The organism is Streptomyces sp. NPDC054047 (assembly GCF_055585065.1).
Window position 1 is genome coordinate 133,597 of record NZ_JBVJKV010000003.1, and the last position, 25,563, is coordinate 159,159.

The 25,563-nt window shown below is 69.9% G+C and carries 18 protein-coding genes and 3 pseudogenes; 12 read left to right on the plus strand and 9 right to left on the minus strand.

Going from position 1 to position 25,563, the window contains the following annotated elements; translation table 11 throughout:
* Positions 1–21: 21 nt before the first annotated feature.
* On the plus strand, positions 22–1,500 hold the full coding sequence (locus ACZ6ZP_RS12380; protein ID WP_469406665.1) for a glycosyl hydrolase 53 family protein: 1,479 nt from the start codon (positions 22–24) through the stop codon (positions 1,498–1,500).
* A gap of 19 nt (positions 1,501–1,519) precedes the next feature.
* Here the strand turns inward: ACZ6ZP_RS12380 and ACZ6ZP_RS12385 are convergent, their stop codons facing one another.
* From ACZ6ZP_RS12385 to ACZ6ZP_RS12400, 4 genes are all read right to left on the minus strand, one after another.
* The gene (locus ACZ6ZP_RS12385; RefSeq protein ID WP_361474618.1) at positions 1,520–2,716 is read right to left on the minus strand and encodes a pyridoxal phosphate-dependent aminotransferase; all 1,197 of its coding nucleotides are present in this window, start codon (positions 2,714–2,716) and stop codon (positions 1,520–1,522) included.
* Between the two features lie 238 nt (positions 2,717–2,954).
* The gene (locus ACZ6ZP_RS12390) at positions 2,955–3,452 is read right to left on the minus strand and encodes a peptidylprolyl isomerase (protein WP_351157636.1); all 498 of its coding nucleotides are present in this window, start codon (positions 3,450–3,452) and stop codon (positions 2,955–2,957) included.
* A gap of 95 nt (positions 3,453–3,547) precedes the next feature.
* Complete coding sequence (locus ACZ6ZP_RS12395; protein ID WP_469406667.1) at positions 3,548–4,702, minus strand: right-handed parallel beta-helix repeat-containing protein; 1,155 nt, start codon at positions 4,700–4,702, stop codon at positions 3,548–3,550.
* A 161-nt stretch (positions 4,703–4,863) separates the two neighbouring features.
* A complete protein-coding gene (locus tag ACZ6ZP_RS12400) occupies positions 4,864–7,347 on the minus strand; it encodes an alpha-L-arabinofuranosidase C-terminal domain-containing protein (RefSeq protein WP_469406669.1) in 2,484 nt (827 codons plus the stop codon).
* Positions 7,348–7,613: 266 nt separating this feature from the next.
* Here ACZ6ZP_RS12400 and ACZ6ZP_RS12405 point away from each other — a divergent pair, with 266 nt between their 5' ends.
* From ACZ6ZP_RS12405 to ACZ6ZP_RS12415, 3 genes are read left to right on the plus strand one after another with little or no spacing between them, the layout of a single operon-like run.
* Positions 7,614–8,966, plus strand: coding sequence for an extracellular solute-binding protein (locus tag ACZ6ZP_RS12405; RefSeq protein ID WP_383816283.1), 1,353 nt, complete (start codon positions 7,614–7,616; stop codon positions 8,964–8,966).
* The gene (locus ACZ6ZP_RS12410) at positions 8,963–9,910 is read left to right on the plus strand and encodes a carbohydrate ABC transporter permease (protein ID WP_469406671.1); all 948 of its coding nucleotides are present in this window, start codon (positions 8,963–8,965) and stop codon (positions 9,908–9,910) included. The genes ACZ6ZP_RS12405 and ACZ6ZP_RS12410 overlap by 4 nt, the downstream gene beginning before the upstream one ends.
* Positions 9,907–10,791, plus strand: a complete 885-nt coding sequence (locus ACZ6ZP_RS12415) for a carbohydrate ABC transporter permease (RefSeq protein ID WP_469406673.1) — start codon at positions 9,907–9,909, stop codon at positions 10,789–10,791. Before ACZ6ZP_RS12410 ends, ACZ6ZP_RS12415 begins: the two co-directional genes overlap by 4 nt.
* 22 nt (positions 10,792–10,813) lie before the next feature.
* On the opposite strand, the gene ACZ6ZP_RS12420 is transcribed toward ACZ6ZP_RS12415, so the two are convergent.
* Positions 10,814–11,035: a substrate-binding domain-containing protein gene (locus ACZ6ZP_RS12420; RefSeq protein WP_383816289.1), complete on the minus strand. Its 222-nt coding sequence runs from the start codon at positions 11,033–11,035 to the stop codon at positions 10,814–10,816.
* A gap of 97 nt (positions 11,036–11,132) precedes the next feature.
* Positions 11,133–11,276 (minus strand): annotated as a pseudogene (locus tag ACZ6ZP_RS12425) (LacI family DNA-binding transcriptional regulator); the annotation flags it as partial.
* A 39-nt stretch (positions 11,277–11,315) separates the two neighbouring features.
* Here ACZ6ZP_RS12425 and ACZ6ZP_RS12430 point away from each other — a divergent pair.
* Positions 11,316–11,504 carry an amidohydrolase family protein gene (locus ACZ6ZP_RS12430; protein ID WP_469407239.1) on the plus strand — a complete coding sequence of 63 codons (189 nt, stop codon included), beginning with the start codon at positions 11,316–11,318 and terminating at the stop codon, positions 11,502–11,504.
* Positions 11,505–11,615: 111 nt separating this feature from the next.
* On the plus strand, positions 11,616–13,130 hold the full coding sequence (gene arfA, locus ACZ6ZP_RS12435) for an arabinosylfuranosidase ArfA (RefSeq protein WP_469406674.1): 1,515 nt from the start codon (positions 11,616–11,618) through the stop codon (positions 13,128–13,130).
* Between the two features lie 9 nt (positions 13,131–13,139).
* On the opposite strand, the gene ACZ6ZP_RS12440 is transcribed toward arfA, so the two are convergent.
* Both ACZ6ZP_RS12440 and ACZ6ZP_RS12445 read right to left on the minus strand, forming a co-directional pair.
* Entirely contained in the window at positions 13,140–14,597 is a 1,458-nt protein-coding gene (locus ACZ6ZP_RS12440; RefSeq protein WP_469406676.1) for a family 43 glycosylhydrolase, read from the minus strand.
* Positions 14,579–15,586, minus strand: coding sequence for an arabinan endo-1,5-alpha-L-arabinosidase (locus ACZ6ZP_RS12445; protein ID WP_469406678.1), 1,008 nt, complete (start codon positions 15,584–15,586; stop codon positions 14,579–14,581). The genes ACZ6ZP_RS12440 and ACZ6ZP_RS12445 overlap by 19 nt, the downstream gene beginning before the upstream one ends.
* A 660-nt stretch (positions 15,587–16,246) precedes the next feature.
* Between ACZ6ZP_RS12445 and ACZ6ZP_RS12450 the strand changes: the two are divergent.
* The 3 genes and pseudogenes from ACZ6ZP_RS12450 to ACZ6ZP_RS12460 form a co-directional block, all read left to right on the plus strand.
* A pseudogene (locus ACZ6ZP_RS12450) lies at positions 16,247–18,130 on the plus strand (glycoside hydrolase family 48 protein); the annotation flags it as partial.
* Positions 18,127–20,430, plus strand: coding sequence for a xyloglucanase (locus ACZ6ZP_RS12455; protein ID WP_469406679.1), 2,304 nt, complete (start codon positions 18,127–18,129; stop codon positions 20,428–20,430). The pseudogene ACZ6ZP_RS12450 and the gene ACZ6ZP_RS12455, both read left to right, overlap by 4 nt.
* Positions 20,431–20,549: 119 nt before the next feature.
* Entirely contained in the window at positions 20,550–21,563 is a 1,014-nt protein-coding gene (locus ACZ6ZP_RS12460) for a LacI family DNA-binding transcriptional regulator (RefSeq protein WP_399981450.1), read from the plus strand.
* Positions 21,564–21,650: 87 nt separating this feature from the next.
* Here ACZ6ZP_RS12460 and ACZ6ZP_RS12465 read toward each other — a convergent pair whose 3' ends face one another.
* The gene (locus tag ACZ6ZP_RS12465; protein WP_469406680.1) at positions 21,651–23,555 is read right to left on the minus strand and encodes a rhamnogalacturonan lyase; all 1,905 of its coding nucleotides are present in this window, start codon (positions 23,553–23,555) and stop codon (positions 21,651–21,653) included.
* Positions 23,556–23,976: 421 nt separating this feature from the next.
* On the opposite strand from ACZ6ZP_RS12465, the gene ACZ6ZP_RS12470 reads away from it, so the two are divergent.
* From ACZ6ZP_RS12470 to ACZ6ZP_RS12480, 3 genes and pseudogenes are all read left to right on the plus strand, one after another.
* The gene (locus ACZ6ZP_RS12470; protein WP_351157476.1) at positions 23,977–24,510 is read left to right on the plus strand and encodes a SigE family RNA polymerase sigma factor; all 534 of its coding nucleotides are present in this window, start codon (positions 23,977–23,979) and stop codon (positions 24,508–24,510) included.
* A complete protein-coding gene (locus ACZ6ZP_RS12475; protein WP_469406681.1) occupies positions 24,510–25,385 on the plus strand; it encodes a hypothetical protein in 876 nt (291 codons plus the stop codon). The genes ACZ6ZP_RS12470 and ACZ6ZP_RS12475 overlap by 1 nt, the downstream gene beginning before the upstream one ends.
* Before the next feature lie 11 nt (positions 25,386–25,396).
* Positions 25,397–25,501: pseudogene (locus tag ACZ6ZP_RS12480) on the plus strand (pectate lyase); the annotation flags it as partial.
* Between the last annotated feature and the right edge of the window lie 62 nt (positions 25,502–25,563).

Consider the following 25,563-nt stretch of genomic DNA (forward strand, 5'->3'; position numbering starts at 1 on the left):
GCGCTCGGCGGCGCCGCCGTCATGGCTCTGCCCGCCCGGTCCGCCAGCGCCGCGGCCACCCTCACCAACGGCGGCTTCGAGAGCGGCACCACCGGCTGGAGCACCTACGGCACCTCCGCCGCCTCCTTCGCCGAGGCGGGCGGCCGCACCGGCGGCCGGCGCCTGGCGCACTGGTCGGCCTCGGCGTACAAGGTCGAGACGTACCAATACCTCACCGGCCTCGCCAACGGCAGGTACACGCTCACCGCCTGGGTCCGCTCCAGCGGCGGGCAGAACGCGGCCTACCTGGCCCTCAAGAGCGGCTCCGCCGAACAGCGCACCGACCTGCCGCCCACCCCGAACGGCGCGTGGATCCGCCTGGTCACCTCCGTCACGGTCACCGGCAACGCGTGCACCGTGCGCCTGTACTCCGACGCGAACGCGGGGAACTGGGTGAACTTCGACGACATCACCCTCACCCCGGGATCGACCGGCCTGCCCATCAAGGGCGCCGACATCTCCTCGCTCAAGAAGAGCGAGGACTTCGGCGGCGTCTACCGCACCGCCTCCGGTGCCACGGCCGACGCGCTCGCCGTGCTCAGGTCCGCCGGGATGAACTACGCCCGCCTGCGCGTGTGGGTCGACCCGGCCGACGGCTACTGCGACAAGGCCCGCGTCCTTGCCGTCGCCAAGCGCGTCAAGGCACGGGGCATGAAGCTCCTCGTCGACTTCCACTACTCCGACACCTGGACCGACCCGGGCGCCCAGACCATCCCGTCGGCCTGGGCGGGACACTCCTACGCCCAGTTGAAGACCGACGTCCACGACCACACCTACGACGTCCTCAGCGCCCTCAAGGCGCAGGGCACCACCGCCGACATGGTGCAGATCGGCAACGAGCTGAACGGCGGCATGCTCTGGCCCACCGGCTCGACCTCCAACTGGACGCAGCTCGCCGGACTGTTGACGGCGGGAGCCGCGGCTGCCAAGGCCGTCTCGTCGAGCACGCAGGTCGCCCTTCACCTCGCCAACGGCGGCGACAACGCCCTCTACCGCGACTGGTTCGACAACGCGGTCTCCCGCAAGGTGCCCTTCGACGTCATCGGCCTGTCCTTCTACGGCTACTGGCACGGCGCCCTCTCCGACCTGCAGGCCAATCTCGACGACCTGGCGGCGCGCTACGCCAAGCCGCTCTACGTCGCCGAGACGGCCTACCCCTTCCGCCTGGGCAGCGACGACGACTGGGAGGACGTCATCGACAAGGCCGAGGAACTCGTCGGCGGCTACCCCGCGACCGAGGCGGGCCAGGCGGCGTGGTTCCGCGACATCCAGAGCGTCGTCGAGGCGGTCCCGTCCGGCCGCGGCCTGGGCGTCTTCTGGTGGGACGCCGCCTGGACCGCAGTGGACGGCAACGGCTGGGACCCGACGGACCCCTCGACGGGCAACGCCTGGGAGAACCAGGCGCTCTTCGACTACGACGGCGTGCCCACCGAGGCGATGAGCGGCTTCACGCACCGGTGACCCAGGTCGCACCGGTGACTCAGGCCCGCATCACAAGACGGTCCACCGCGGGGTTCCCCGTGCCGTAGGGGACCGGCAAAAGCCCGGCGTCCCCGGTCGCGTACAGCACCTGCTGAAGGCCGCTCACCAGGTGCTCCACGTCGACCGGCGGACGCACGACCAGGCGCAGGAAGCGGCTGGAGCTGCCGATCTTGTTGCCGCACTCGCGGACGAGGATGCCGTGCTCCGTGAGCAGCCGGTCCCGCAGGACCACGCCGTCGATGCCGTCGGGCAGCCGTACGTACACGAAGTTGCCCTGCGAGGGATAGCTGGTGAGGCCGGGGAGCCGGCCGAGGTGCCAGATCATCTCCTGCCGGTCGCGGCGCACCTGGCGCAGGCTCAGGTCGTAGGCGGCGCGGTGCTGCTTCAGCATGAACACCACTGTTTCCGCGAAGGAGTTGAGGTTCCACTTGGGCAGCGCGGCGCGCACCCTTCCGGCCAGGCCCGGATTGGCGACGAGGTAGCCGAAGCGCACGCCGTGCAGCCCGAAGTTCTTGCCGAGGCTGCGCAGCACGATGACATTGGGGCGCAGGACCGCCTCGTCGGCCACGCTCAACTCCGGTCCGGCATCGGCGAATTCCAGGAAGGACTCGTCGACGACGACCAGGTCGAGATCCTGTAGCGCGTCGAGCAGCGCGAGCACGGAGCGGCGCGGCAGCAGACCGCCGTCCGGGTTGTTGGGATTGCAGATGACGGCGGTGCGGGAGCCGCGGGCGCGTACGAAGTCGACGTAGGCCGCCGGATCGAGCACGAAGCCGTCGGCTTCCGGGAGCAGGAACATGTCCACCCGCTTGCCGGTCTCCATCGACTGGTCGGTCCACCGCCCGAACGTCGGCACGGGCACGGCCAGGGCGTCGCGCACCAGCAAGTGGTCGATCCAGGTGATGAGTTCGGTCGAGCCGTTGCCCATCACCACCGTCTGCGGGTTGAGCCCGAGCACGGCGCTGAGCTCGGCCGCGATGGTGTCAGCGCCGCTCGGGTAGTACGTGAGGATGTCCCGCAGCCGTCCGCTCAGCTCCTCGTACATCTCGGGGGTGGGGAAGTACGGATTGCACGGGATGCAGAAGTCGACGAGCGGCCGTCCGCTGTCCGCCGCCGCCCTGTTCAGCGCGGAGTACGAGGGACTGTGCGCGGTCGACGCGCGGAAGAGAGCGGTGACGTTGCCCGCGTCTGCCATGGGAGCACTCCGGATGGGGGAGGTGGTGTCTCCCGTACATACGTACGCGGATGACAGTGCGCTCAGTCGGCGGTGCGGGAGGGACGGGTGATGTGCGCAACAGCCTCAGTCCTCCGGCGGAATCCAGACCCGCAGGGGGCGCCGCCGGAATAAAGCGGGGCAGAGTGGGATAAATCGGGCCAGGCATGGGTGAGCCCCCGCCCAGTGCGGCGGGGGCTCGTGCCAGCTACGCCAGGTACTAGAGGGTGCCGGAGGCGGCGATGGCGACCTCGGCCTTGGTGGCGCCGGACTGCGAGCCGAAGCTCTCGATCTTCTTGACGAGGGCCAGGCTCTCCTCGTCCGCGACCTCACCGAACACGACGTGCTTGCCGTCGAGCCAGGTCGTGGCGATCGTGGTGATGAAGAACTGCGAGCCGTTCGAGTTCGGGCCGGCGTTGGCCATCGACAGCTGGCCGGGCTTGGTGTGCTTGAGCTGGAAGTTCTCGTCGGGGAACTTCGCGCCGTAGATGCTCTTGCCGCCCGTGCCGTTGCCGGCGGTGAAGTCGCCGCCCTGGAGCATGAAGTCCGGGATCACGCGGTGGAACTTCGAACCGGCGTAACCGAAGCCCTGCTCGCCGGTGGCGAGCGCGCGGAAGTTCTCCACGGTCTTCGGCACGACGTCGTCGAAGAGGTTGAACGTGATGCGGCCTTCGGGCTTGCCGTCGATGGTGATGTCGAAATAAGCCTTGATTGTCATGGTCCTCATCCTGTCATTGCCCTGTCCCCACCCGCCAACCGAACCCCCCAAAGAGCCTGCTACGACCCTTTTGACCAGGCATGATGCCTCGGCATTCAGTCCATGGCCGAGCCGATGGCGGTGCTTCCCGTCGTCAAGAACGCCGTCGAGGGCAGCGCTCCGCCCGTCCGGCGGGCCCCGTAGGCCGTGGTGGCGTCCGTGGAGCGGAAGGCGGGGGTCGCCACACCACTGTCCCAGTTGTTGGCTGCCGAGACCGTACCGGAGCCTCGTTCGGCCAGGCCGGTGCCGTTGGCGACGGCGAGATTGCGGGCCAGGCGGGCCGTGCCGGTGGCGAAGTAGAAGCCGCTCTCCTTGTTGGCGTACGCGGTGTTGCGGTTGAGGTTGATCGCGCCGGGGTTGGAGTTCTCCGTGAAGCCGTGCAGCGTGTTGTCCCAGGCCGCGTTGTTGTTCACCAGGTGCGCGGCGCTCGCGCCGCCGCCGCCCAGCTTGAAGCCGTTGCCGTTGCCCTCCCAGGCGGAGTCGTTCCAGCGGTTCTTGCCGTTGCCGAAGGCCCAGGAGTGCTCGACGGTGACGGGGGAGGCGTACTGCCACAGGTCCATGCCGTCGTCGGCGTTGTTGAACAGACGCGCCCCGGTGATCTTGTTGCCCGTGCCCGAGCCGAACTTCACGGCCAGGCCGTCGGCGTTCTGGCCGTGCGTGGCGGCGTCGTAGTTGCCGTGGCTGTCGAGGTTCTGCACCAGGTTGCCGCTCGTGCCGTCGCCGCGCAGCGTGAACCCCGAGTCGCCGTTGTCGGCGGTGACCAGGTTCTTGAAGACCCCGCCGACGGACGAGGTGACGACGAAGCCCTGGGCGGGGGAGTTCCGGAACGTGAGATTCCGCACGGTCCAGTGGTCGCCGTAGATCCCGGCGAGCCAGGAGCCCTCGGCTAGCTTCGAACCGTCGATCTTCACCTTCTCGGTGCCGTACGCGGCGAGCGTGATGCGTGCGGACGCGCTGCCGTCCGCGGTCGACTTCAAGGTCTTGGCCGGGTAGTACGTGCCGCCGCGCACCTGGATCGTGGTGCCTGCCGAAGCGCCGGCCACCGCGGACTCCAGCGCCGCGGAGGTGGACACGACCACGGTGCCGCTCGCGGCGTCGGCGTCGCCCGGAGCCAGGCCCAGGTAGGCGCCGCCCGCGCCCGCCGCCACGGCGACGGCGGCGGCGAGGGTGATCGTGCGGGTCCTGCGGTGGCGTCCGGTGCCGCTGCTCACAGCAGTGGTTCCTTTCCTCGGGTGTGTGGTGCGGCTGCCGCCCGGGAACCCCATGACCTCCGGGCAGCAGCCGCACCCCCTTGTCCCCGCCGCGCGCCGGAAAGGTTGCCGCGCGGAAGGATCTTCTTCAGACGGCCTCCCGGTGCCGTCTCCCGATGCCGTCAGTCGGTCTTGATCCTCATGAAGGTGATCGAGTTCGCCGGGAAGGTGTACGAGAAGGAGTCGGACACCCCCTTGAACGTCGAGGCCACCGGCCTGACCGGCGTCGCCTCCTTCGTGTTCTCCGCGGCCGGGTCGGCGGCGAGCGTGGTCACCTTCGCGGTCCGCCCCACCTTCGTGCCCGAGCCGAGACCCACCTCGGTGCGCGCAGCGGACCCCTGCGCGTTGACGACCTTGACGATGAGGTCACCGCTGGCCTTGTCGCGGGTGACGACCTGGCGGAACGGCTCCGCGGGCTTGTCGTCGGTGAAGGAACCCCACTTCTTGCCGTCGAGGAAGAGTGTCACCTGGCGCCCGCGCACCTCCACGCGCAGGTCGTAGCTGCGGCCCGTCTCGATGGTCGTCGTGTCCTGGACCATGGTCTGCTTCGCGCCGTCGACGGTCTTCTCGACCGCCGACTGGGTGTTGTTCCAGCCGCCGAGGTTCCACCAGTAGTGGTTGCCGGTGTCCTTGACCCCGAAGGCGACCATGAAGCCCTCCTTGCCCGCCTTCTTGGTGGCCCGCACGTTCAGGTCGTAGTTCTGCCAGCCCTTGTCGCCCGCCGTGACCAGGGTGTTCTCGGCGGCCTCGTCGGACTGGACGTACGCGCCGTCCCGCACGGCCCACGTGCCCTTGTCCGAGGCCTTGCTCCACCGGCCGTCACCGCCGGAGAAGTCGTCGGACAGGAGGGTCCGGCCGTCCTCGCCGGTGACCTTCACGTCGTCGTACGCGGCGCTGGTCGCCCAGGTGGACAGGCCGACGGCGCCGGTGATGGGCCCGGACGTGGCGGGGGTGCCGGAGGCCGTGGAGGGCACGACCTCGTCACCGACGTTGCGCATGAAGAGCTTCTGTGTCTCGTAGTTGGCCGAGCCCCATGACTGGTCGTTGTCGTACCAGATCATGTTGGGCTTCCACTGCACGTAGTCCTCGTTGGCGAGCAGCGGGGCGTACGAGGCGAGCTTGACGATGTCCGCGTTGCGTTCGAGGCCGGTCATGAAGGCCGCTTCGGACAGGGCGTTGGAGAACTTGTTGCCCTGCGACGCGTACTCGCCGAGGAAGACCTCGGGGCCCTTCCGGTCGTAGGAGTCGTAGCGGTCGTTGTTCTCCAGGAACCACTGCGGGCTGTTGTAGTAGTGCTCGTCGACCATGGCGACATCCGCGTCGCGGTTGAGCTGCCAGGCCTTGTCGAAGACCGAACCGCTGTCGTCGGGGCCGGAGTTGGAGATGACGGTGATGTCGGGGTGCTTCGCCTCGATGGCCGCGCGGAACTCCTTGAAGCGGGCGAAGAACTCCTCGGGCAGGTTCTCCTCGTTGCCGACCTCCAGGTGCGTGAGGCGGAAGGGCTTGGGGTGGCCCATCGCCGCGCGCTTCTTGCCCCACTCGCTGGTCGCCGGGCCGTTGGCGAACTCGATGAGGTCCAGGGTGTCCTGGATGTGCCGCTTGAGCAGGGCCGGGTCGTCGGTGGCCTTGTTCTGGCCGCAGCCGGTCACCAGGGCGGGCACGACGGGCAGCGGCATGGCGCCGGTGTCCTCCGCGAACTGGAAGTACTCGTAGTAGCCCAGGCCGTAACTCTGGTTGTAGCCCCAGAAGTTGGCGTTGGTGGCGCGCTGCTCGACCGGCCCGATGGTGTCTTTCCACTGGTAGGAGCGCTTGCGCTGCCAGCCGGACCGCTCGTCGTACGCCTCGTGGGAGCCGGTGTTGACCAGGCAGCCGCCGGGGAAACGCAGGAAGCCGGGGTTCAGGTCGGCGATCTTCTGGGCGAGGTCCTTGCGCAGGCCGTTCGCGCGGCCCTTGTAGGTGTCGCGGGGGAAGAGGGAGATCTCGTCGAGCGCGACGGGGGAGCCCGCGGCGACCGTGAGCCGGCCGGTGGCGGAGGTGCGGGCAGCGGTGAACGTTGCCTTGTACTTCGCCCAGCCGCCGCGCGCGGTGACGCGGCGGGCCGGGGCGAGCTCGCCGGAGGCGTCGCGCAGGGCGAGCGTCAGCGGCGCGCGCTCGCCGGCGCCGGTGCGGGCCCACACCGAGAAGTCGTAGCGCTTGCCCTTGGTGACCGCGAGGCCGGTGTTGTAGCCGGAGTTGGTGACCGATGAACCGCCGCCCAGGGAGAGGTAGGCGCGGTTGCGGGCGTTCAGGCGGCCGTCGTCGTTCACCACCTCGGCGGAGCCGGACGTGTCCCACGAGGTCAGCGGCTTGTAGGAGGCGTTGTCGGCGGTGGAGTACTCGAACGAGCGGTTCTGCACGAGCTCGGCGTACAGGCCGCCGTCCGCCGCGCGGTTGATGTCCTCGTAGAAGACGCCGTACATGGAGTCGTCGATCTTCGCGCCGGTGCGGGTCGGGTCGACGTCGATGGTGTAGTCGGTGGGTTCGGCCGCGGCGGTGGGTCCCGCGGCGAGCGTTCCGGCGAGCAGGGCTCCCAGGGTGAGCCCGAGTCTCCAGCGTCTGCGTGCCATGCGTAAACCCCAGTCTGTGTGCGGTATTTCGAACGCCGATCAGGTGGTCGAACGGCAACTTAGGTAGCGGGGAGCGGTGCGTCAACGCATTGCGCAGGAAGTGGCCGAGGTGCGTCCCGGGGTTCGTGATCTCGAACAACTTCCGGGAAATTCCTGGGACTTCACCCCCGGCTCTGTTCGAACCGTTGACGCGCCCCGCGTTCGACCTTACGGTCCCGTTCGAAGTTGCGAGCAGCATTCGAAATATCGAACAGAAGTGAGCCGCAATGTCACCACCCCTCCCGAGCCGACGAGGTGTGCTCGGCGGAATCGGAGCGCTCGCCGTCACGGGCAGCTTCGGACTCGCCTCCACGAACCGCAGCGCCTCCGCGATCGCTTCGGACGCGGACGTCCGGGTCCGCTACTGGAATCTGTTCTCCGGCGGCGACGGCGCCAACATGATCGCGATGCTGGACGCCTTCCGCGCCGCGAACCCCCGGGTCGACGTCAAGGACTCGACCCTCCAGTGGGGCAATCCGTACTACACCAAGCTCGCCATGGCGGCCTCCGGGAACCGCGCCCCGGACCTCGCCGTGATGCACCTGGGCCGCATTCCCGGCTTCGCTCCCGGACAGCTGCTCGACCCCTGGGACGTGCGGCTGCTCGCCGAGTACGGGGTGCGCGAGGCGGACTTCGACCCGGTGCTGTGGAAGCGCGCCGTGGTCGACGGCAAGCTCTACGGCCTGCCCCTCGACATCCATGCCCAGCTCTGCTTCTACCGCCGCGACGTGTGCGAGAAGGCCGGACTGCTCGACGCGGACGGCGACCTGGCGCAGGTCACCTCGCCCGAGGAGTGGTTCAAGGGGCTCAAGGTCGCGAAGAAGGCCGTCAAGGGAGACGTCCACACCATCGGCATCAAGGCCGACGAACCGAACTTCTCCTGGTGGTTCTTCCTCTCCTTCTACACCCAGCTCGGCGGCACCTGCCTCAGCGCCGACGGCCAGGGCGTGACCCTCGACACCGACAAGGCCACCCAGGTCCTGGAGTTCCTGCGGCAGCACCTGACCGACGGCTACTCCACCGCCATCGGCGTCGCCGACGGCGAGTCCTTCGTCAACGGCTCCGCCTTCACCTGGGAGGGCAACTGGTCGGTGCCCGTCTTCAGCGGCGCCGAGCTGAAGTACGGCGCGACCCCGCTGCCACCCGTCTTCGGCAGACCGGCCACCCACACCGAGTCGCACTGCTTCGTCCTGCCCCACCAGGCCCAGCGAGGCGGCGCCACCAACGAGGGCGCGCACCAACTGGCCGCGTACGTCGTCAAGAACGCCACGGCCTGGGCGCGCGGCGGCCACATCCCCGCCTACCTGCCGACCCTGGACGACAAGAAGTACGTGGCACTCGCGCCGCAGTCCGAGTACGTCTCGGCCATGGAGCACATGGCCGTCGAGCCGCCCGCCTGGTTCGCCGGATCCACCGGACTCCTGGCCCAGCGCATCGGACCCGTCATCGCCTCCTCCAACGTCGGCTCCGCCAAGCCCGATGCCACGGCCCGCCGCATGAAGGACGTACTCGAAAAGCTGGTCGCCATGAAGAACCCGATGGAAGGCCGGTCCGCGACCGAGGGAGGGTCCGCCGCGTGAGCGCCGTCGACACCGCGGTCGCACCGCCCGCCGTACGGACCGCCCCGGCGGCGGACACCGATTCGCTGCGCGACCGGCTGACCCGCCGCCTCCAGCATGGCGGCTGGTTCGTCACCCCGTTCCTGACGCTGTTCGCCCTGTTCGTGCTGTTCCCGATCGGCCGCGGCCTGTGGCTGAGCTTCACCGACGCCAACATCTCCGGCACGGGCGAACGCTTCGTGGGCCTGGACAACTACCGCGAGGCCCTCGACAGCCCCCTCCTGTGGGACTCCCTGGGCCACAGCGCCTACTTCACCCTGCTCGTGGTGCCCTGCATCGTCGTCCTCGCGTTCCTCCTGGCGATGCTCGCCCACCACATCGAGCGCGCCAAGTGGCTGTGGCGGCTGTGCTTCTTCACGCCCTTCCTGCTGCCGTCGACGGTCGCCGGAAACCTGTGGCAGTGGCTGTTCAACCCGGGCACCGGCATGATCAACCACGTCTTCGGCCTCGACACGCCCTGGCTCACCCAGAAGTCCACCGCCCTGCTCGCCGTCGTGATCACCACCCTGTGGTGGACGGTCGGCTTCAGTTTCCTGCTCTTCCTCGCGGCCCTGCAGAACATCCCGAAGCATCTGTACGAGGCCGCCGAACTGGACGGCGCGGGCGGCTGGCAGCGGATGGTGCACATCACCCTGCCGATGCTGCGCAACATCACCGGCCTGGTGATCACGCTGCAGATCCTCGCCTCGCTCCAGGTCTTCGACCAGGCCGTGGTGATGCAGGACTTCGGTCCCGGCCCGGAGGAAAGCACCCGCACCTTCGTCCAGTACACCCTCGAAGAGGGCTTCACCGCCTACCGCGTGGGCTACGCCTCCGCGATCTCCATCATCTTCTTCGTGCTCATCGCGGCCGTCGCCCTCGGCCGGATGCGGCTCCTGCGCAAGCGTGAGGAGGGCGTGCGATGAGCGCCACCGCCGTGAACAAGCCCGTCGTACGGAAGAACGGCCGCACAGGCGGCCGCAAGAAGTGGACCCCGAGCCAGATCGTGCTCACCGCGCTCGGTGTCGCCGTCTCCGCCCTGTGGACGACGCCGCTGCTGTGGGCCCTGTTCACCTCCCTCAAGTCGGAGACCGAGGCCGTCGAAGTGCCCACCCACTGGGTGCCCGAGGTGTGGACGGGCCAGGCGTGGAAGGCGCTCTTCGAGACCGGAAACATCACCAACTGGTTCGTGAACTCGGTGATCGTCTCGGTCTGCGTCACCTCCGTCGTGCTGTTCGTCAGCGCGCTCGCCGGCTACGGCTTCGCACGCACCGAGTTCCGGGGCAAGAACGCGCTCCTCGGCCTGGTGATGGCGGGCCTGATGGTCTCGCCCGCCGTGCTCGGCGTGCCGCTCTTCACGACCGTCCAGTCCATGGGGATGGTCGACACCTACTGGGGCATGATCCTGCCGCAGTGCGCGCCCGCCGCGATGGTCTACATCCTCTACAAGTTCTTCCAGTCGATCCCGCACGAGCTGGAGGAGGCCGCCTACATCGACGGCGCCGGGCGCTGGCGGGTCTTCTTCACCATCGTCCTGCCGCTGTCCCGGCCCTCGCTCTCGGCCGTCGGGATCTTCACGTTCATCGCGTCGTGGAACAACTTCCTGTGGCCCTACATGGTGACCAACAACCCCGACCTGATGACCATGCCCAACGGCATCGCGACCGTCATGAACTCCTACGGCATCCAATGGGCGCAGCTCATGGCGGGCGGCCTGATGGCGGGCCTGCCGCTGGTCGTCGTCTTCGTCTTCTTCCAGCGCCAGATCGTCAGCGGGGTGGCCCACACCGGCCTGGCGGGGCAGTAGCGGGCCCTCGCCCTCCGGGGGCCTACCGCTCCGCCGGGCGCCGGGCGGTGGTCTCCCGGGGGACGAGCCGATGGCTGAGGACGGTGGTCGCCCCGCCGTCGCCGGTGGAACCCGGCGCGGACTCGATGATGGGGCGGGCGGCCATGGAGCCCATCTCGTACAGCGGGAGGCTCACCGTGGTCAGGCCGACGTGCCGGGCGGTTCTCAGGTCGTTGATGCCGGCGACGGAGATCTCGCCCGGCACGTCGATGCCCGCCTGACGCAGGGCGCCGAGCGCGCCGAACGGCGACCTCGTCGTTGGCGGCGAGGACGGCGTCGGGCAGCGGTCGGCGTGCGATGAGCCGCAGGGCCGCGGTGTGCCCGGCCTCGTGGTCGAAGCCGCCCGGCACGCAGTGCGCGCTCCTGCCGAGGCCTGCGTCGCGCATGCGGGTGAGGAAGCCTTCCCTGCGCAGCCGGGTGACGGTCATCCCCGGTGGCCCCTCCATGAACGCGATCCGGCCTCGGCCAGCGGCACCCGGTGCGGTCTGGACTTCTTCGGTGCGGACCACGCCCTGTTCGGCACCGACTGCCCCTTCGACCCCGAGGGAGGGCCCCTGTACATCCGCGAGACGATTCGCGTCATCGACGCGCTCGACCTCACGGACACCGCACGCGACCGGATCCACCACCACAACGTCCGGCGCCTGATGCGGATGTCCGACGCCCAGGCGTGACGCACCGCCTCCACGGACGCGTCGAACCCATTGACCCCAGGCGGTGCCCGTCCTACGGTCTGTCCGAGAATTCGTTCAACGTCCGGTATATCGAACCAAGTTGAGGGGATCATGACCCGTTCCGCCCGCTTCACGCTCGACCCCGCCTTCGCCGTCGGCGACGTCGACCCCCGGCTCTTCGGCTCCTTCGTCGAGCATCTCGGTCGCTGCGTCTACACCGGCATCCACGAACCGGGCCACCCCTCGGCCGACGAGGACGGGCTGCGCACCGACGTGCTCAACCTGATCCGCGAACTCGGCGTGACGGCCGTGCGCTACCCCGGCGGGAACTTCGTCTCGGGGTACAAGTGGGAGGACTCCGTCGGGCCCGCCGACGACCGGCCGCGCCGCCTGGACCTGGCCTGGCACTCCACGGAGACCAACCGCTTCGGGCTCTCGGAGTACATCGCCTTCCTGCGCAAGATCGGCCCGCAGGCCGAACCGATGATGGCGGTGAACCTCGGCACGCGCGGCGTCGAAAAGGCCCTGGAACTCCAGGAATACGCCAACCACCCCTCGGGCACCGCCCTTTCCGACCTGCGCGCCGCGCACGGGGACAAGAACCCCTTCGGCATCCGCTTGTGGTGCCTGGGCAACGAGATGGACGGGCCCTGGCAGACCGGCCACAAGACCGCGGAGGAGTACGGTCGCCTGGCCGCCGAGACCGCCCGCGCGATGCGCCAGATCGACCCGGACGTCGAGCTGGTCGCCTGCGGCAGCTCCGGCCAGTCCATGGAGACCTTCGCCGCGTGGGAGGCCACGGTCCTGGCCGAGACCTACGACCTCGTCGACCACATCTCCCTGCACGCCTACTACGAGGAGACCGACGGCGACCGGGACTCGTTCCTCGCCTCCGCCGTCGACATGGAGTCCTTCATCGACAACGTCGTCGCCACCTGCGACCACGTGGGCGCCCGCCTGAAGTCGAAGAAGAAGATCAACCTGTCCTTCGACGAATGGAACGTCTGGTACCAGTCCCGGCCGCACCCCGAGGTCGAGGAGAGCCTGCGCGACTGGCCCGAGGCGCCGCGCCTCCTGGAGGACAACTACACCGTCACCGACGCGGTCGTCGTCGGCTCGCTCCTGATCGCCCTGCTGCGGCACGCCGACCGGGTGGCCGTCGCGTGCCTGGCCCAGCTGGTCAACGTCATCGCGCCGATCCTGACCGAGCCGGGCGGCCCGGCCTGGCGCCAGACCACCTTCTTCCCCTTCGCGCAGGCCTCGCGGCACGGCCGCGGCCAGGTCCTCGACGTACGCGTGGACTCACCCGCGCACGCGACGGAGAAGTTCGGCGAGGTGCCCCTGCTGCACGCGACGGCCGTGCGCGCACAGGACGGCACGGTCACCGTCTTCGCGGTCAACCGCAGCCAGAGCGAGCCGCTTCCGCTCGAAGTCGCCCTTCACGGCCTTGAGTTGACGACCGTCGTCGAGCACAGCGCCCTCGCCGACGGCGACCCGGACGCCCGCAACACCCTCGCGGAGCCCGAGCGCGTCACCCCGCACGGCGTGAGCGGGACGGCACTCCAGGACGGCATGTTGCACGCCGTCCTGGAGCCGCTGTCATGGAACGTGATCCGGCTGGGCTAGAGCAGAGGGTCAGGCCGGCTTCACCTGCCACTGCTGGCAGCCGCTATTCAGCCAGGACCACTGGCGTACGTCTGCTCCGTCCGCCGCCGAGCAGTCGGCGACGTCGGCGACCTTGCCGGTGGCCTGATTGGTCAGACGCACCCAGCCCGCTTCGGTGGTGACGAGGCGGAACCTCTGGCAGGTGTTGTCCAGCCACGACCACTGGCGCAGATCGGCGCCGTCGGCGGCGGAGCAGTCGGCGGTGTCGAGCACCTTGCCGCTCGCCACGTTCACCAGGCGGCTGGTGTCGTCGGCGCGGTCCTCGATCCGCCACTTCTGGTTGCTGCCGCCGTTGCAGCTCCACTGCCGGACGTTGGCGCCGTCGGCGGTCGAACTCCCCGCCACCTCAAGGCACTTCCCGCTGCTGCGATTGGTGAGGGTGTACGCCGCCGGGGTGGCCGCGCTCTCGCCCGCGGGTCCCGCCCGGGTGGTCCCGAGCGCGACCGGTTTGCCGAAGGCCGGGGTGCCGTCGGCGTTCCAGGTGAACTTCTGCGCCCGCGTCGTACGGCCGTTGTCGCAGCCGTCGGACGCGGAGTCGTTGGCGTGGTAGACGATCCAGTCCTCGGTCCCGTCCGGCGACTTGAAGAAGCCGTTGTGGCCGGGGCCGTACACGCCCGCCGCGTCGTCGCGCTGGAAGACGGGCGTGGACTTCTTGGTCCAGGAGGAGGTGGCGAGCGGGTCGGAGCCGGTGAGTTCGAGCTGCCCCAGCTTGTAGTCGGGGGTCATGCAGCCGCTCGCCGAGAAGATCACGAACGTTCTGCCGCCGCGCTGGAGCACTTCGGGGCCTTCGTTCACGTTCGAGCCCGCCTTCTCCCAGGCATGGGTCGGCGACGCGATGGTGGTGAAAGCGCCGCTGACCGTGTACGGGTTGGACATGGGCGCGATCAGCACGTTCTGGTTGCTGCCCTGCCAGGCGCTGGCCAGCAGGTACAGCTTGCCGCCGACGGTCATGACACTGCCGTCGATCAGCCAGCCGCTCTGCGAGGAGTGCTGCAGTCGGTTCTTGTAGTGGTAGGGCCCCTGGGGGTCGGAGCCACCGCTCTCCAGGACGTGCAGGCGCTGCGAGCCGAACTCGGAGCTGTCCTGGCCCGCCGTGTAGTAGAGGTACCAGCGGCCGCCGGAGAAGTGCAGCTCCGGCGCCCAGATGTTGCAGCAGCGCGCGGCGCTGTCCGTCTTGCCGTCCCACACCTGCACGCTGGGCGCGGTGGCGAGCCCGGCCAGGGTGGGCGACTTGCGCATCGTGATGACGTGGGTCCAACTCGTCGTCACCAGGTAGTAGTTGCCCGCGTGGTAGGAGATCCAGGGGTCGGCTCCCTTCTGGGCCTTGACCGGGTTGGTGTACGGGCGGCCCTCGGCGGCGGGCGCGGACTGCGCCACCGCGATGCCCAGGAACAGGGCCGCCAGCAGGGTCAGTAGGCGACGGGCCATCCGGAGCTCCAGTTCAGGAGGTTGACGCCGAGCTTGGGGGTGCCGTTGTCCTGGCCGTCGTAGTAGTGGTAGACGAGCAGGTCGCCGTCGGTGTCCTTCAGGATCGACTGGCCGCCGGGGCCTATGTAGCGGCCGTGGGTCTCCTGGACCGGAGTGCCGCCGTTGTTCATCATGCCGACGCCGTTCTTGTCGACGTAGGGCCCGGTGACGCTGGAGGAGCGGCCTACCTTGATCTTGTAGGTGGAGTTGGTGCCGGCGCAGCACGTGTCGTACGAGGCGAACAGGTAGTAGTAGCCGCCCCGTTTGACGATGTAGGGCGCTTCGACGGCCTTGGTGCCGGTGGGGCGCGATGCGAGGGACCGCCGGGCGGTGTCGCCCGCGTACTGCTTGCCGGTGGCTGGGTCGACCCGGATCATCTTGATGCCGGTCCACCAGGAGCCGAAGGACAGCCACCACTTGCCGTCGTCGTCGACGAAGAGGTTCGGGTCGATGGCGTTGTAGTCGCTGGAGGTGGTCGAGGTGTACACGGCGCCGTAGTCGGTCCAGGAGCCGGGCTCGCCCGTGGTGGACGCGGCGAGGCCGATGGCCGACTTGTTCGAGCCGAACGAGGAGACGGAGTAGTACATCAGGTACTTGCCGCCGTGGTACGAGATGTCGGGCGCCCAGACGTCCCCGGTGGAGTTGTAGTTGCTCCACCAGCCCGGCCGGGTGGGGAAGGCGGAGCCGTTGCGGCCGAAGGCGACGCGGTCGGTGGAGGTACGCAGCTGCAGGCCGTCGCCGGTCGAGTAGAGCAGGTACTTGCCCGACGAGGTGCGGGCCAGGGTCGGGTCGTGCACGACGATGTCGCCGGTGACCTGGCCGGGGTTGGGGTAGGCGGTGGCGCTGCTCGGGATGAGGGCGAGCAGGGCGGCGGCGGGCAGCGCGACGAGGGCTCTGCGCCGGAAGGTGCGGGAGGTGGGGCTGGGGGTGCGGCTGGGGGTGCGGCTCACTCCGGTCTCCTCGGGTGGTGGGGGACTGCGGATGTCCCCGTCCGACGCTCTCCGTCCCGGAGGGCGTCGGACGGGGGCGGTGCGACGCGTAGTCGCCGCTCGCCCACGGAAAGGTTGCCGCCTGGGGCCGGTGCCGGTCAGCCCGTATCGACGCCGACCGCGGGCGCGCCCGCGGTCGGCATCGGACACGGCCAGGATGCGGAACAGACGTGAGGGGGGACGGGGGATGAGCGGCTCCTCGGATCGAACCCGGAATCGCTCCCACTGGTCCGTGGAAGCTAGCAGGAAGTCGCCGCCGAGAACAGAAAGGTTGGCGGGCTTCTCGGATTCCCCGGGATCTCCGCTGTCGAATTCATTCGACAACTCCCTTTCGTGTGCTGGCTCTTGACATCGGGCCCGTCCAGCTGAATTTTGGGAGCGCTCCCACTGGTTCCCCACGCTCCCCAAGCGGAGCTCGCCCCCCATCGAGCCGTCAGGAGACACCCCCGCATGGCCGCATTCCCCGATTCCCCCCGCCCTCCCCGCTCAGGACCGCACCCCAGACCGGAAATCAGCCGCCGCAACCTGCTCGCGCTCGGCGCCGGAGCCGCCCTGGCCCCCGTCATCGTGGCCCTCAACCCCGCAGGTCACACCGCTCATGCCGCCCCGGCGGCCACCGAGTACGAGCAGCGCTTCCTCGACCTCTACGCGAAGATCACCGATTCCGCGAACGGCTATTTCTCGCCGGAGGGTATTCCGTACCACTCCGTCGAAACCCTCATTGTCGAAGCCCCCGACCACGGGCACGAGACGACATCCGAGGCATACAGCTATCTGCTCTGGCTGCAAGCGATGTACGGCAAGGTCAGCGGCGACTGGACACGTTTCAACGCTGCCTGGGAAACCATGGAGAAATTCATGATCCCCACCCATGCCGACCAGCCGACGAACAGTTTCTACAATGCGGCGAAACCAGCCACGTACGTCCCCGAACACGACACGCCCGCGCAGTACCCCGCCCGCCTCGACCCCGCGGTCCAGGCCGGCGCCGACCCGATCGCCGCCGAGCTGAAGAGCGCCTACGGCACCGACGACATCTACGGCATGCACTGGCTCCAGGACGTCGACAACGTCTACGGCTACGGCGGCGACGCCGCGGGCCCCGTCTATATCAACACCTTCCAGCGCGGCTCCCAGGAGTCGGTCTGGGAGACCGTCCCGCACCCCACCCGCGACGAGTTCGAGCACGGCGGCCCGAACGGCTACCTCGACCTGTTCACCGGCGACGCCTCGTACGCCAAGCAGTGGAAGTACACCAACGCCCCCGACGCCGACGCCCGCGCCGTGCAGGCCGCCTACTGGGCCCACGTCTGGGCCTCCGCCCAGGGCAAGCAGGCCGACGTCGCGGCGACGGTCGCCAAGGCGGCCAAGATGGGCGACTACCTGCGCTACGCCCTGTTCGACAAGTACTTCAAGACCATCGGCGACTGCACCGACCCGTCCGGCTGCGCCCCCGGCAGCGGCAAGAACAGCTCGCACTACCTGCTGTCCTGGTACTACGCCTGGGGCGGCGCCACCGACACCTCCGCGGGCTGGGCCTGGCGCATCGGCTCCAGCCACAGCCACGGCGGCTACCAGAACCCCCTGGCCGCCTTCGCCCTCAGCTCCTACGCCCCGCTCGCCCCCAAGTCGGCCTCGGGCAAGGCGGACTGGACCAAGAGCCTGACCCGGCAGATCGAGTTCTACCGCTGGCTGCAGTCCGCCGAGGGCGCCATCGCGGGCGGCGCCACCAACAGCTGGCAGGGGCGTTACGCGAAGCCCCCGGCCGGCACCCCCACCTTCTACGGCATGGCCTACGACGAGAAGCCCGTCTACCACGACCCGCCCTCCAACCAGTGGTTCGGCTTCCAGGCCTGGTCGATGGAGCGGGTCGCCGAGTACCTCCACGAGACCGACGACCCCGCCGCCAAGACGGTCATGGACAAGTGGGTGACGTGGGCGCTCTCCGAGACGAAGATCGCCGCCGACGGCACCTACACCTTTCCCTCGACCCTGAAGTGGTCCGGGGCCCCCGACACCTGGAACCCGTCGAGCCCCGGCGCCAACACCGGACTGCACGTCTCGGTCGTCGACCGCACCAACGACGTGGGCGTGGCCGCCGCCTACGCCAAGACCCTCACGTACTACGCGGCCGCCACCGGCCACACCGCGGCCGCCACCACGGCCAAGGCGCTCCTGGACGGCATGTGGCAGCACCACCGGGACCCGCTGGGCATCGCCGTGCCCGAGACCCGCGCCGACTACAACCGCTTCGACGACGACGTGTACGTCCCGGGCGGCTGGAGCGGCACCATGCCCAACGGAGACACCGTCGACTCCGGCTCCGACTTCACCTCCATCCGCTCCTTCTACCGCGACGACCCCGACTGGCCGAGGGTCGAGGCGTATCTCGCCGGGGGAGCGGCGCCGCAGTTCACCTACCACCGCTTCTGGGCGCAGGCCGACATCGCGCTCGCCATGGGCGCGTACGCCGAGCTCCTCGAACCGGGGACGGGGTCCGAGTGAGCGGCCGCACGAAGCGCGGCGGGAAGCTGCTCGGCGCCCTCTGCCTCATCCCCGGGCTGCTGCTGGTGGCCGCACCCTCCTCCGGGGCCGACGACACCCGGCAGAAGGCCGCCGCGTACACCTGGAAGAACGTCCGCATCGACGGCGGCGGCTTCGTGCCCGGCATCGTCTTCAACCGCGCCGAGAAGGACCTCGCGTACGCCCGCACCGACATCGGCGGCGCCTACCGCTGGCAGGAGTCGTCCCGGAGCTGGACCCCGCTGCTCGACTCGGTGGGCTGGGACGACTGGGGCCACACCGGCGTCGTCAGCATCGCATCCGACACCGCCGAACCGGACAAGGTGTACGCCGCGGTGGGGACGTACACCAACGACTGGGACCCGGGCAAGGGCGCCGTCCTGCGCTCGGCCGACCGGGGCGAGACGTGGAAGAAGGCCGACCTGCCCTTCAAGCTCGGCGGCAACATGCCGGGCCGCGGCATGGGCGAACGCCTCGCCGTCGACCCGCACGACAACCGCGTGCTGTACCTCGGGGCGCCCAGCGGCCACGGCCTGTGGCGCTCCACCGACTCCGGCGCCACCTGGTCGGAGGTGGCCGCCTTCCCCAACCCCGGGAACTACCGGCAGGACCCGGGGGACTCCACCGGCTACGCCTCCGACAACCAGGGCATCGCCTGGGTCACGTTCGACGAGTCGACGGGCACCTCGGGATCGCCCACCAAGACCGTCTACGTGGGCGTCGCCGACAAGGAGAACGCCGTCTACCGCTCGACCGACGCGGGCGCCACCTGGTCACGCATCGCGGACCAGCCCACCGGCTACCTCGCCCACAAGGGCGTGCTCGACGCGGAGAACGGCTACCTCTATCTCGCCTACAGCGACAAGGGCGGCCCCTACGACGGCGGCAAGGGCCAGGTGTGGCGGTACGCGACGGGCACCGGCGCGTGGAAGAACATCAGCCCCGCCACCGACTCCGACACCTACTACGGCTACAGCGGACTGACCGTCGACCGGCAGCACCCGGGCACCGTCATGGTCACCGGCTACAGCTCCTGGTTCCCCGACACCCAGATCTTCCGCTCCACCGACAGCGGCGGAAGCTGGACCGGCGCCTGGAGCTACGGGGCCTACCCCGAGCGCACCAACCGCTACACCATGGACATCTCCTCCGTGCCGTGGCTGTCGTGGGGCGCGAACCCGTCGCCGCCCGAACAGAGCCCGAAGCTGGGCTGGATGACCGAGGCCCTGGAGATCGACCCCTTCGACTCCGATCGCATGATGTATGGCACCGGAGCCACCGTCTACGGCACCAGGAACCTCCAGCAGTGGGACAGCGGCGGCAAGTTCACCATCACCCCGATGGTGAAGGGGCTGGAGGAGACGGCCGTCAACGACATCGCGGCGCCGCCCTCCGGTGCGCCCCTGCTCAGCGCGCTCGGCGACATCGGAGGCTTCCGCCACACGGACGTCACCAAGGTGCCGCCGCTGATGTACACCGGGCCCAACTTCACCTCCACGACCAGCCTCGACTACGCCGAGTCCCGCCCGGACACGGTGGTGCGCGTCGGCCAGCTCGACAGCGGGCCGCGCATCGCCTTCTCCAGTGACAACGGCGCCAACTGGGCTGCGGGCAAGGAGCCTTCGGGGGTCTCCGGCGGCGGCACGGTCGCCGCGTCCGCCGACGGCAGCCGCTTCGTGTGGAGCCCGGACGGCACGGGCGTGCACACCAGCGGCGACCGGGGTGCCTCGTGGACGGCGTCCACCGGCATCCCGCAGGGCGCGGTCGTCGAGTCCGACCGGGCCCACCCGAAGACGTTCTACGGCTTCAAGTCCGGGACGTTCTACTTCAGTAAGGACGGCGGGGCGACCTTCACGGCGAAGGCGGCGGGCGGGCTCCCCGCCGAGGGCCCGGTGCGCTTCAAGGCCGTACCGGGCAAGGCGGGAGACATCTGGCTCGCGGGCGGAAAGGCCGGCGGGACGTACGGCCTGTGGCACTCGACGGACTCCGGCGCGAGCTTCACCCGCGTCCAGGGCGTCCAGGAGGCCGACACGATCGGCTTCGGCAAGGCCGCTCCCGGCTCCCGCCACCAGACGCTCTACACCAGCGCGAAGATCGACGGCGTGCGCGGCATCTTCCGCTCCACGAACGCCGGCAAGACCTGGGTGCGCCTCAACGACGACGCCCACCAGTGGGGCTGGACCGGCGCGGCCATCACCGGCGATCCACGGATCTACGGGCGGGTGTACGTGTCCACGAACGGGCGTGGCATTGTGTACGGGGACTTCAACTCCCCTGACTGACCAGGTCAGTCGAAGCGCTTCGACACACCTATGGACAGTACACAGGTGTCCCTCTAGGGTCGAGGTGGCCCCAGTCGAAGCGCTTCGCCACCGCCTCACGACCTCCCCAGGAGAGCTGAATGGTCACCCTCGCCGAGGTCGCCCACCACGCCGGAGTATCGGCCAGCACGGTGAGCTACGTACTCAGCGGCAAGCGGTCCATCTCCGCCTCCACCAAGGACCGCGTCGAACAGTCCATCCGCGAGCTGGGCTACCACCCGAACGCCGGAGCACGCGCCCTGGCCAGCAGCAAGTCCAACATCATCGCGCTGATGGTGCCGCTGCGCACCGACATGTACGTGCCGGTGATGATGGAGATAGCCATCGCCGTCGCCACGACCGCCCGCACCCACGGGTACGACGTCCTGCTCCTGACCGGCGAGGAGGGCCCCGACGTGGTCCGCCGCATCGAGGGCAGCGCGCTCGCCGACGCGATGATCCTGATGGACGTGGAGCTGCACGACGAGCGCCTTCCGCTGATCCGCGAGACCGACCGGCCCGCCGTCCTGATCGGCCTCCCCGCCGACCCCACGGGCCTGACCTGCGTCGACCTCGACTTCGTGGCGACCGGCGCCCAGTGCGTCGAGCACCTCGCCGGGCTCGGCCACCGGGAGATCGCCGTGATCGGCGAGGCGCCCGCCGTGTACGAGCGGCACACCGGGTTCGCCGAGCGGACCCTGGACGGGCTGCGCGCGCGGGCCCGGGAGCTGGGCGTTCGGGTGCTGCACCGGCCCTGCGAGGGGACGTACGACGCGCTGGCCGCGACCCTGGCCCGGATCTCCGACGAACGCCCCGGCACCACGGGCTTCGTCGTGCAGAACGAGTCCGCCGTGGAACCCCTCCTGAGCCTCCTGCGCCAGCAGGGCCGCGCCATCCCGGAGGACGTCTCCGTCATCGCCATCTGCCCCGACCAGGTCGCCACCCAAGCCTCGGTCCGCCTCACCTCCGTGGCCATCCCCGCACAGGAGATGGGGCGCCAGGCCGTGGAGCGCGTCGTCGCCAAGCTGCGCGGACAGGACGTCGACGAAGTCGCCCTGCTCACCCCGGAGTTGACGGTGCGGGCCAGCTCGGGCCCCGGTCCCGCGAAGGGCTGACCGAGGTCCCGAAGAGCCACAACGGCGCCTGCGTCAGCCACTACTGGGCTCCGGGACCTTGCTGTACGCGAAGTGGCCCCGCACCCCTCAGGGAGTGGAAATCGTCGGACGCGGCGCCTTCGCCATGCCGTTGCCGATGAAGAAGCTCGGGTGCGGCGGCTGGTTGTAGGCGGTATTTTGCCAGGCGAGCGCCGTGCGGTACTGGGTGTCGTGGAGCAGCGTGGTGATCTTCGTGCTCGTCTCGTGCGGAGTGGAGTAGATCCGCAGCGCCTTGTTGTCCGCCGTGCGCCACACGACCTCCTCGCGCCAGTCGCCGAGGATGTCGCCGGACAGGGCGGGGGTCGCCTTCGTGCCGTTGTTGGACGCCACGGACGCCCCGGTCACAAGGCGCGTCTCGCCGCCCGTGCCGTACTTGTCGATCCGGGTGCCGTCCAGGAGTTCGCGGGTGGTGTCGCCGTCCCACCAGTTCACGAAGTTGATGCTGGAGGGCTCGCGGCCGACCGAGGCGCCCGACGGCGAGCGCAGGGTGCTGTCGGCCGCGGACCACGACTCGGCGCCGGCCGAACCGGCGTAGATGTCGGCGGACACGCCCCGGCCGTTGTCCGAGCCGGACGCCGTGGTCCACAGGCGCTGCCCCGTGCGGGCGTCGGCCATCCAGGAGCCCGGCTTGGAGCTGTCCTCGGACACCTTGAAGTACTCCAGGCCCGTGCGCGAGGGATCGAGGTCGCCGACGTGCCCGGCGTCGCCGTGCCCGAGCTTGGTCGTCCACAGGCCGCTGCCGTTGTCGTCGACGGTCATCGCGCCGTACACGATCTCGTCCTTGCCGTCGTCGTCGACGTCCGCGACCGACAGGCTGTGGTTGCCCTGGCCGTCGTACCCCTTGCCGGTGTTCGTCGAGGAGTTGGTGTCGAACGTCCAGCGCCGGGTGAAGGCGCCGCCCCGCCAGTCCCAGGCGGCGACGACGGACCGCGTGTAGTAGCCGCGCGCCATGATCAGCGACGGCCTGCTGCCGTCGAGATAGGCGGTACCGGCGAGGAAGCGGTCCACGCGGTTGCCGTAACTGTCGCCCCAGCCCGCGACACTGCCGCGCGCCGGGACGTAGTCGACCGTGTCCATCGCGGCACCGGAGCGGCCGTCGAACATGGTCAGGTACTCGGGCCCGGCCAGGACGTAGCCGCTGGAGTTGCGGTGGTCGGCGGACGCGCTGCCGATCACCGTGCCCGCGCCGTCCTTGGTGCCGTCCGCCGTCTTGGTGGCGAGCTCGGCCCTGCCGTCGCCGTCGTAGTCGTACACCTGGAACTGCGTGTAGTGCGCGCCCGAGCGGATGTTCCTGCCCAGGTCGATCCGCCACAGCCGGGTGCCGTCCAGCTTGACGCCGTCGATGACCGTGTTGCCGGTGTAGCCGGACTGGGAGTTGTCCTTGGCGTTGGTGGGCTGCCACTTCAGGACGAAGTCCAGGGCGCCGTCCCCGTCGAGATCGCCGACGGACGCGTCGTTCGCCTCGTAGGTGTACGCCACGCCGTCCGGCGTCGTGCCCCCGGCGGGCGGTGTGATCGGCACGTCCTTGTAGCCGGCGCGGAACTGCACCGCGTGCACGGAGTCGCCCTGCTCGCTGCCGTCGACCACCGCGCGCACGGTGTAGTCGGCGCTGTTCGGGGCGCCCGCGTGGAAGTAGTTCGTCGAGCCGGTGACCGGCGAGGAGTTGACCTTCGTACCGCCCCGGTAGACGTTGAAGGCCACGTCGTCGTCATCGGTGCCCAGCCAGCGCCAGCTGACCAGGTTCCCGGCGCCGGTGTGCACGCTGACCACACCCCGGTCCAGCGCCTCGGCCTGCCGGGTGGCGGCGGCCGCGGAGGAGGTGGACGACAGGGCGACGAGCCCACCGGCGGCGAGCGCGCCCGCGACGACGGCGGTGATCAGGACCCGGCCGCGGGCCCGCCGTCCTCTTCGGCTCCTGCGGCGGTGGCTTTCGGTGTACGGGTGCTCGGGCATGGGCGCTCCTGCGGGGAGAGAGACAGTGCCGTGACCCAGTCGCCGCGGAGCGAGCGAAAGGTTGCCGCTTGTACCGACCCTTCGCCACTCTCGGCCAGAACGAGCGGGGCGCCGACCACAACCTCGTCGTCGAGCCCACGGGTTGGGCCGAGATCACCGGCGACATCACCCAACCCCCGGACCCGGCACGCCGGGTGGTGCGCTACGGCCACGTACGCGACACCGGCCCCTACGCGGCGCCGGTCCCGCAGTACCTGAACCGGCCCGGATGGCCCCAAATCGCTTGGCTCAGACCTGATTGGGTCTCCGGACGTTGTTCGATCTCTCGCACAGACGTTGCTATGCTCGCGCACCGCACTTGGCGGCACGGGGGCCACCGGCGCGCGTGCGGAGCCGCGCAAGCACAGAAACGAGGTCACCCGTGGGGACAGCCGTCGACGACGCAGCCGCCGCGGAGTTCCATGACTTCTTCGAGCGGCACTACGCCGAACTCGCCCGCCTCGCCCACATGCTGACCGGCGAGAAGGACGCCGCGGACGACCTCGCGGCGGACGCCCTGGTCGCGCTCTGGCACCGCTGGGACCGGGTGCGCGCCGCCGAGCATCCGGCCGCGTACGCCCGTGGTGTCGTCGCCAACATGGCGCGCAGCCGCATCCGCAGCGCCGTCCGCGAGCGGCGCCGCGTGGCCCTGTTCTGGGGGCAGCGCGCGGAGGGCGTCGACGACCCGGACGTACCGGCGGTCGTCGACGTCCAGGAGGCGTTGCGTACGCTGCCGTTCCGTAAGCGGGCCTGTGTGGTCCTGCGGCACGCCTTCGACCTGTCGGAGAAGGACACCGCGCTCACCCTCGGGATATCGGTCGGTACGGTGAAGAGCCAGACGTCCAAGGGAATGGCGGAGCTGCAACGGCTCCTGGGCGACCGGGCCGCGTCGCAACTCGTGGGAGGGAGGCAGTGATGGACGACGTACGCAAGCAGCTGCGCGACGCCGCGGCCGAGCACCGACCCGACCGGGAACGGATGCTCGCCCGGATCGAGCGCGGCATGGAGCGCGACGCCGTCGATCCCGGTGCCTCCTCGCGCGGCAGGCTGCCGCGGCCCGCCCCCTGGCTGCGGATCGCGGGCGCCACGGCCGCCGTGGCCGGAGTCTTCGCACTCGGCGGCTACGCCGTCGCCTCCGTCGTCCAGGGCGAGAGCCCGCCGCCCGGCACCGTGGGCACGCCCCCCGCCCCCGCGCCCTCGTCCGTGCCGAGCCCTTCCGCGTCGTCCGGCGGCGACGAGAACGCCGGGCCGAGCGCACCGGCCGAGCCCGCGCACCCGTCGGGCACGGCCACCAAGGGCACTCCGGACGGCGGCAAGGACCAAGGCGCGGACCGGCCGCCGAAGAAGTCCCAGCCCCCGCCCGCCACGCAGCGCGTGGCGCCGGACGCCGAGGGCGTCGAGGACGGCTACCTCTGGAGCGACGGCTCCATCGACCCGCAGAGCAACGACTTCTGGGCGCAGAGCACCCTCACCTTCAAGACCGGGAAACCGCTCACCGCGCTCACCGTCGAACTGCGTGTCGCGCAGACCGGCGGCGTCACCGACACGGGCAACTGGCGGTCCCTGCCCGCCGACGACTTCACCGTCTCCGTGCGGGAGCAGGGCGGTGGACTGGTCTACCGCTGGACCCTGAAGGCGGGCCGCACCGTCCCGGCGGGCGAGCACGTCTTCGCGGGCCAGTACAACCACGCCGAGGGCGGCAGGGACGCGGGCGAGGACACGTACGCGGCGGAGGCGACCGCGTCGGGCCGGAAGGCAGCCGTACGCGGCGACTTCGCGCGCACGTCCTAGGGCCCCGCACGCCCTGTATCCGCTACACGGGCAACAGCTCGGGCGACGAGCCCGACGAGACCGGCAGCGGCCCCGACGGGACGTACTGCAAGTACGGCGCCTCGGACATCAGCTACCAGTGGACGACGGGTGAACGGGCCGCCGGCGACCGTCCGGTCACCGGCGGCCCGTACGGCCA

Excerpts from the sequence above, each read along its gene's own strand:
- ACZ6ZP_RS12380 (WP_469406665.1), top strand. The coding sequence starts at position 22 with ATGGCTCTGCCCGCCCGGTCCGCCAGCGCCGCGGCCACCCTCACCAAC.
- ACZ6ZP_RS12385 (WP_361474618.1), bottom strand. The coding sequence starts at position 2,716 with ATGGCAGACGCGGGCAACGTCACCGCTCTCTTCCGCGCGTCGACCGCG.
- ACZ6ZP_RS12390 (WP_351157636.1), bottom strand. The coding sequence starts at position 3,452 with ATGACAATCAAGGCTTATTTCGACATCACCATCGACGGCAAGCCCGAA.
- ACZ6ZP_RS12400 (WP_469406669.1), bottom strand. The coding sequence starts at position 7,347 with ATGGCACGCAGACGCTGGAGACTCGGGCTCACCCTGGGAGCCCTGCTC.
- ACZ6ZP_RS12405 (WP_383816283.1), top strand. The coding sequence starts at position 7,614 with ATGTCACCACCCCTCCCGAGCCGACGAGGTGTGCTCGGCGGAATCGGA.
- ACZ6ZP_RS12415 (WP_469406673.1), top strand. The coding sequence starts at position 9,907 with ATGAGCGCCACCGCCGTGAACAAGCCCGTCGTACGGAAGAACGGCCGC.
- arfA (WP_469406674.1), top strand. The coding sequence starts at position 11,616 with ATGACCCGTTCCGCCCGCTTCACGCTCGACCCCGCCTTCGCCGTCGGC.
- ACZ6ZP_RS12440 (WP_469406676.1), bottom strand. The coding sequence starts at position 14,597 with ATGGCCCGTCGCCTACTGACCCTGCTGGCGGCCCTGTTCCTGGGCATC.
- ACZ6ZP_RS12460 (WP_399981450.1), top strand. The coding sequence starts at position 20,550 with ATGGTCACCCTCGCCGAGGTCGCCCACCACGCCGGAGTATCGGCCAGC.
- ACZ6ZP_RS12465 (WP_469406680.1), bottom strand. The coding sequence starts at position 23,555 with ATGCCCGAGCACCCGTACACCGAAAGCCACCGCCGCAGGAGCCGAAGA.
- ACZ6ZP_RS12475 (WP_469406681.1), top strand. The coding sequence starts at position 24,510 with ATGGACGACGTACGCAAGCAGCTGCGCGACGCCGCGGCCGAGCACCGA.